Source organism: Streptomyces sp. NPDC044061 (genome assembly GCF_056434305.1).
Window position 1 is genome coordinate 1 of the sequence record NZ_JBWKFL010000060.1, and the last position, 6311, is coordinate 6311.

The window sequence follows — 6311 nt, forward strand, 5'->3', positions numbered from 1 at the left end:
AACCCTCGCCGCTGGGCCAGGCTGAAGAAGAGGTCGTCGAACCGGGCCGCGTAGTCCTCCAACGGCCCCGGCGCGGGCGGACACGGACGGCGAGCAGTCATCTCCAGCCTCCGGCAAGGCAGTTGACTCCTACCACCGGCCTACGACCAACCCGACCTGCCGTCAACCCACACCACCACCGAATTTAACGAACTACCGGTAACCGGCGTGTACTCACCGCTCTTCAACAGCAGCACCAGGTGGGCGGCAGGATCCTCCGCGGTGGGATCGACCAGCAGGCAGGCTCCGTCCGCGTCGACCGGGTATTGGGACCTTTTGGCATTGCTGTTGCAGTAAGAGCAGGCCAGCAGATGGTTCATCCACACGAACGCCCGCAGTGGCGCTTTCTCCAGCGGCTGAAAGTGGTCGATGTCCGTGGCACGGCTGTCGTCGCAGTACATGCACCGGACAGCACCGCGGGCCATCGATTCCAACGCCGCCCGCACGTGTCTCTGGGGAGCCTCCGCCTTCTTCCACTGCTCGCGTGCCGCCTTCGAGGTTCCGCCGGCGTCCTGAACCCGTCCTGTCCACCGTGTCAGCAGGGTCTGCGCATGGTCGGAGACAGGTATGCGCTGAAGCGGGATCACCGTTCCTGCTCCAGCCGGGCCGACACCTCAGCCACCCTGCTCTCCAGGGAACTTGTCAGCAAATCGCCCAACTTCTGATACTCGGCGACTTCCTCGTCGGTGGCCGTTTCGGCGTACACCTTCGTCTCCAGCGCCACCAAACGCCGGCGCTGCTGCTCGGCACGGCTGGAGTAGGGCGTCTCCAGGCCGAAGAGTTCCGAGAGCACCGCATCGTCCCCGCTGCCGTAGACGACTCTGCGGTAGAGGTCCTCATCCACCACTTCCGGGGGCTGCTGCTGGTCAACCCCGGTAAGCCGGATCAGCCCACCCTCGTCGGCGGCCTGGCAGATGTAGGGACTGTGGCTGGTGACGATGAACTGGATGTTGGGGAAGTGCTCTTGCAGCCAGTCGCCTATCTTGCGCTGCCAGGTTACGTGCAGATGCGCGTCCACTTCGTCGATCAGCACCACGCCAGGGTTGACGACCGCCGTACCTCCGCGGTCGGTCGGACAGGTCCGCAAAGACCCGTAGGCCCCATGGAGCTGACGAGCGATGTCCAGCACTAGTGCCGCCACCGTGCGGTAGCCGTCGCTCATCTCCTTCAGCGGGAATCCCGGCCCTTCGTGTCCGTCCTCGACCACCCACAGGCCGTCCGCCGTCACCCTCTTGATCTGGTACCGGTCGGGCAGCAGCCCGTCCCGCAACAAATTCAGGACCTGATTGAGCAGCCCGCGGGCAGCACCACGCTCTGGATCCTCCTCATACGACCGCAGCCGCAGATCGATCAACCACGCCACGCCCTCGGCCAGCGAGGCATCCTCATGGAAGAGCGTGGCCAGACGGCCGCTGGGTCCCTGGTTCACCATGAGGCGCTGCGCCTCGCTCGACCCACCGGTCAGCCGCCTAAACGGTCCGTAGCCGGCATAGAACCAGCCGATCGGGTTCTCGGCCCACGGCCCGCGGGGACCACTCTTGCCCTTGCCCTTGCCGGTCAGCACGTCCATCACAGGCCGCTGGGCGTGCTCGGACTCAGACGGTTGGCGCGCCCATTGGAGCCCCAGCGAGATTTCCCCCTGCGGCTTGTTGCCCGACCCCACGAAACCGTCGAGATGGGGGTCGCTGGTGACGTGGACTTCCACTTCGCCCTTCTTGGCGCCAGTGGTGACCCAGCCGGTGAAGTCCGATACCAGTGCCCGCGCGACAGATGGCCCGCCCAGCGCCAGCGCGATGGCCTGCAGCACAGTCGACTTACCTGAGCTGTTGCGTCCCGCAAGAACCGTCCAACCGCTGCCTCCGGATAGAGGCAGGTCTACAGCACGCTTGCCGCTGAAGCCTTTGACGTTCCTGAGCTGGACCCTCGTGACGTACACCCGCGCTCCGTCTTCCTCTCCGATCGCCTCACCCGCGGCACGAGCAATAGCCGCGTGGGGCACTGACGAACTAGATTCTCATGCTTCTCGCCGCGGGCGACGCCCTCGGCCAGACCGCGCCGCCAGCCACGCTGTGGCGCCGGACCGCCGCCAACCCGGCGGCCCGGGTCCGGGCTGACGCCCGTCCGGCCCTCGGCCGGACGGGGCTTTCGTTGACCGCGAGGTGTTCTCCGGCCCGCGTATCGGGAGTACACGCGCTCCGGCGTCGCGGCCGCTCAGGGCAACGTTTTCCATGGCGAGGAGGTTGATCGCGGTGGCATAGACCCGGAGTCGCTCCTCCAGGTCGGCGCAGTGCTGCCCATGCATTGAGGTAGCCCCCGTGCGCCCCGGCAACGCCTCGTCCCGCTCAAGGAACAGCTTGGCGCGCACCGTTCCCTTCTTGCCGTAGCGGCTGTCCTGGAGAAGACGAGTGTGGCTTGAAGGCAGCTACTTCAGGCGGTGTTGGCGGTGATCCAGTCCATGCAGCCCTTGGAACCCATGGCAATGGGCACGGCCGCGATCTCCGGGTTCTGCCAGGGGTGTTTCTCTAGCAGGTGTGCCTCTAGTTCCGGGTAGCGGGCCTTGGTCGTTTTCAAGAGCAGCTGCCACTCCTCCCCAGTTCCGAACTCGCCGTCGTGCCAGAAGGCAGAGATCACAGGACCGATGATTTGCGCACCAGCCGCCAGGCGTGCTCCGACTGCTGATCGCGCCAGCTCAATCGCTTCCTGCCGTGTGGGAGTTGCGGTCGACACCTGCAAGAGGTCGGTCATGTTGGGAGCTTACTCAGCAGGGCAGCTGAGCGTGCTCGGAGTTGAAGGTCGTCACTGCCGACCATGTCTGCGCCGTCGTTTCGGCCTTGCCGCAGGTGAACGGGTGGTGGTGGTCCGTCCATGGTCCAGGCCGTCTCACTGTGCACGGCCTGGCTTCCGGCGTCATCCCGCAGGGCGCGGGGAGCAGCATTCCAGGTACCGCCACGACAGTGCGGCGGTCGGGGCCATCCCCGCGCCTGCGGGGATGGCCCCGGGAGCACGAAGTGCCCGTAGTCACGGCCACCCTGCTCCCCACGCTAGCGGGGATGGTCCCTACGCCGTACAGAGCACCGCGAGAGACGTCCTCTGCTCCCCGCGCCCTGCGCGGCACCGTCTCGTGACCACTGCTGGCGGAGCGGACGAAAAGGACCGGCAGGGCTGCTGTGGAGGAGCTGCCGTTAATCCAGTGGCGTCGCCGTGGGCGAGCTTCATAGCTTGTGCGCTCGTGACTGATGTTCCGAGGATGCGCCCGAATCCACGCGACGTCGGCCGGGTGTTCAACGAGGTGCCGGAGCTCTACGACCGGGTCCGCCCGGGATACCCCGACGAGCTGTTCGCGGACCTTGTCGCCGTCACCGGTATGGACGAGGGGTCGTCGCTGCTGGAGGTGGGCTGCGGTACCGGTCAGGCAACGCGCTCGCTCGCAGCGCTCGGGAGCTCAGTGACCGCCATCGAGCCGGGCCTGGAGATGGCCGCACTCGCTCGCCACCGGATCGCCTCCTTCCGTAACGTCGAAGTCGAGACGTCGACGTTCGAGGAGTGGGACGACCGCGGCCGGCGCTTCGATGCTCTCGTGGCTGCGTCGTCGTGGCACTGGGTCGATCCGTCGATCGGCTGGCGGCGGGCGCATGACGTGCTCCGTCCTGGAGGTTGGATGGCGTTGCTCGGTCACGTGGTTGTCCGCCGGCCGGGAGAGCCGGAGGTGTACGCAGAGACCGCCGATCTCCACGAGCGGTTCTGCCCGGGGAACCCCGGCTGGGGTCATCCGCCGCTGGAAGACGAGGTGCGCGCCACCGACGAGGGTTGGGGCCTGGTCGATGGTCCCGGAGGATTGTTCGGCCCGACGATCGTGCGCTGGTACCCGACCGTTCAGTGGTTCGACGGGGACGGCTTTGCCGATCTCCTTCGCTCGACGTCGCTGTACCGGCGGCTCGACCGCGACGTCCGTGAGCCCCTGGCTGACGCCATCGCCGAACGCATCCGCACACGGATGGGCGACCGGGCATCACGCCGTTATCTGAGCTTCCTGCGTGTCGGACAGCGCGCCGAGTGAGCCCAGTGGTGAAGGACCTGCCGATTTCAGAGGCAACGGCCCACCGCACCTTCATGTCTGCCTGCCGAAGACGCCGTGGGTTTGCGGTGAAAGCACCTCCGTCACGCTGAACGCACCGCCGACGTAGCGGTAAGACCTCCGTATGCCCTGGCCGGGCGCGCCGGCGCGGAGGACGATGGAGTCGGCGAGCGCGGCCAGGACCGGGGCGAGGTCGCCGAACCGGTACGGCCGTCGTTGACGGCCGTGCGGGCCCGCAGGTGACGGACGGGCTGCGGGAGGCGATGGACGACGTCCGGCGCTCCGTGGCCGTGCTCGCTGCCCGGGGCCGGGACGCGCATGCTGCTTGCGTCTGGGGTGCCGCTCGCCCCCTCCAGCTGGGCGTTGCACCACAAGAAAGGAGTCGGTGTCTCCCAGCCTGAGTCGCACCGGCTCTTGGACGTCGCCCGCGCCCTGGCTGCTCACGAACCGATCGGTTCTTGGACGCGGGCGAGAACGCTGCCCACGGCCGCCGGAACAGTCCCGCAACAGACCCGTTATCTACCCCTGCACGCAGCGTTGTTGGCACGGCTAGTCACAATCTGTGCATGCCTCATATACATATACCTAGTCGTCTTTGGGTCGCTGGGTTCACTGCGGTCCTGGGCGCCGGTGTCGGTTCCACCGCCGTCGTGATGCTGGAGAGCCTCAGCGACGTCCCCATGAGCGTGTGGCGGTGGCTGGCGACGGTCACCGTCACCGCTGGTGTCTTCCTCGCGGCAGGGGAAATGCTGTATCGCAAGCGGCTGGACGTGGAGCACTACGTGGAGAACACCGCCCAGGCGAGTGCCCTTGTGATCCGCGGGAGCCGCGAGGTCGACGCCTACGCCGCCAGCGTCTGGCCGTGTGTTCCGGGCAGCGTCGCGGAAGAAGAATGCGCGGCCCGTAGAGAGGTGACGCTCACCTGTTTCACGAGCGCACGGATGCCCGAGGACGCTCGCCGGTGGGGAAAGTCGGCGGTGGCCGCCATCGATGCGGCCGACTGGAAGGCATACGCCGATGCCATGGGCTGCTACCAAGTTGCGATGATCGGCCACCTGCAGCGCCCCAGCGTGCTCCGCATCCTGCGGGCCGTACTGCGGCCTGTCCGCCGCCCACGCCGCCGCTCCACACGCCTGCGCAACAGTCACGCCGGGTAAGCCTTCCCGCGCGCTGTCCGCATCACGGTGAAGTGGCGCCCGCCCGGCACCCGCCGGGGCGGGCGCCCAGCAACGCCGTCGTGACGGCAGGGGATGGGGCTGACCCATGAGGCGGTGAAGGCCCCCGGCCACTGGGTGGCCGGGGCATCTCAATGCCGTCCGGGTCCCGCCGTCGGACGGCCGCAGGGGGTGGGTGTCAGTACAACTCTGATCGTTCAAGCCCGGCCGCTGCCGTGGCCCCAGCACCCCTGCTCTTGAGGGCGCGTGCGCAGTCACGCGCGGGACGCCCTTCCAGGCTCGATCAAGCCTGGCGTTTGGCCCCCGCGGGGCCCGCCGCCTAGCTAGGACCGGCGGGCCCGGCGCCTTTGGAGGGCGCCGACGCGGGGTAAACGGAACGTACGCCTCCGCCCGGTTTGATCGGAAGCCTCACGGTTGTGTGTCGTGGCTCACACCTTCAGGACGCCGTCGACCACACATCCGGGCCGCCGCCCCGCCCAGCGTCGTCCGCTTCCGCCGTGCAACAGCCTTCCGTATGCCCTGGTCGGGCCCGCCGCCGCGCAGGACGATGGAGTTGTGGGCGAGCACAACGAGGACCAGGAGCACGTCGCCGAACCGGCGCAGCCGGTGCTCAGCGTTGCGCAGGCCGGTGAGATGACGGCCGGGCTGCGTGAGGCGATGGACGACGTCCGCACCGCCCCGCCACCACCGCCCGCCGATCCGCCGGCGGACCCGACCGTCGCCGAACTGCGCGCCGCCATCGCCGACCTCGCCGCCCATACGCACGCGATCGGGGAGCTGATGCGCGAAGTCGAGCCGGCCTGCCTGTCCGACACCGACGCGGCCGACGTCCTGCTGCTGTGCGAGCAGATCAGCGAGACCCTCGAGCGCGGCCTGGCCGCCCGCCGCTACGCGATGTCCGGCGACCGCCGCAAGCCTGCTTGCCCGGCTGGTAGACCTGCCGTAGCACCACCGGGCCGGGGGAGGGGGGGGGGGGGGGGGGGGGGGGGGGGGGGGGGGGGGGGGGGGGGGGGGGGGGCGCG

The 6311-nt window shown here is 68.4% G+C and carries 6 protein-coding genes; 2 read left to right on the forward strand and 4 right to left on the reverse strand.

The window, feature by feature from the left end; genetic code table 11:
• Positions 1 to 140: 140 nt before the first annotated feature.
• The 3 genes from AC07CM_RS44720 to cutA form a co-directional block, all read right to left on the reverse strand.
• A complete protein-coding gene (locus AC07CM_RS44720; RefSeq protein WP_478882309.1) occupies positions 141 to 626 on the reverse strand; it encodes an HNH endonuclease family protein in 486 nt (161 codons plus the stop codon).
• Complete coding sequence (locus AC07CM_RS44725; protein WP_478882310.1) at positions 623 to 1975, reverse strand: AAA family ATPase; 1353 nt, start codon at positions 1973 to 1975, stop codon at positions 623 to 625. The genes AC07CM_RS44720 and AC07CM_RS44725 overlap by 4 nt, the downstream gene beginning before the upstream one ends.
• 491 nt (positions 1976 to 2466) lie before the next feature.
• Positions 2467 to 2784, reverse strand: a complete 318-nt coding sequence (gene cutA / locus AC07CM_RS44730) for a divalent-cation tolerance protein CutA (protein ID WP_478882311.1) — start codon at positions 2782 to 2784, stop codon at positions 2467 to 2469.
• A gap of 484 nt (positions 2785 to 3268) precedes the next feature.
• Here cutA and AC07CM_RS44735 point away from each other — a divergent pair, with 484 nt between their 5' ends.
• The gene (locus tag AC07CM_RS44735; protein ID WP_478882312.1) at positions 3269 to 4096 is read left to right on the forward strand and encodes a class I SAM-dependent methyltransferase; all 828 of its coding nucleotides are present in this window, start codon (positions 3269 to 3271) and stop codon (positions 4094 to 4096) included.
• Between the two features lie 671 nt (positions 4097 to 4767).
• The gene (locus AC07CM_RS44740; protein ID WP_478882313.1) at positions 4768 to 5271 is read left to right on the forward strand and encodes a hypothetical protein; all 504 of its coding nucleotides are present in this window, start codon (positions 4768 to 4770) and stop codon (positions 5269 to 5271) included.
• Positions 5272 to 5697: 426 nt separating this feature from the next.
• Here AC07CM_RS44740 and AC07CM_RS44745 read toward each other — a convergent pair whose 3' ends face one another.
• Positions 5698 to 6048, reverse strand: a complete 351-nt coding sequence (locus AC07CM_RS44745; protein ID WP_478882314.1) for a hypothetical protein — start codon at positions 6046 to 6048, stop codon at positions 5698 to 5700.
• Between the last annotated feature and the right edge of the window lie 263 nt (positions 6049 to 6311).

Coding starts and splice junctions, on each gene's coding strand:
- cutA (WP_478882311.1), bottom strand. CDS start 2,784: ATGACCGACCTCTTGCAGGTGTCGACCGCAACTCCCACACGGCAGGAA.
- AC07CM_RS44740 (WP_478882313.1), top strand. CDS start 4,768: ATGCTGGAGAGCCTCAGCGACGTCCCCATGAGCGTGTGGCGGTGGCTG.
- AC07CM_RS44745 (WP_478882314.1), bottom strand. CDS start 6,048: ATGGGCGGCGAGGTCGGCGATGGCGGCGCGCAGTTCGGCGACGGTCGG.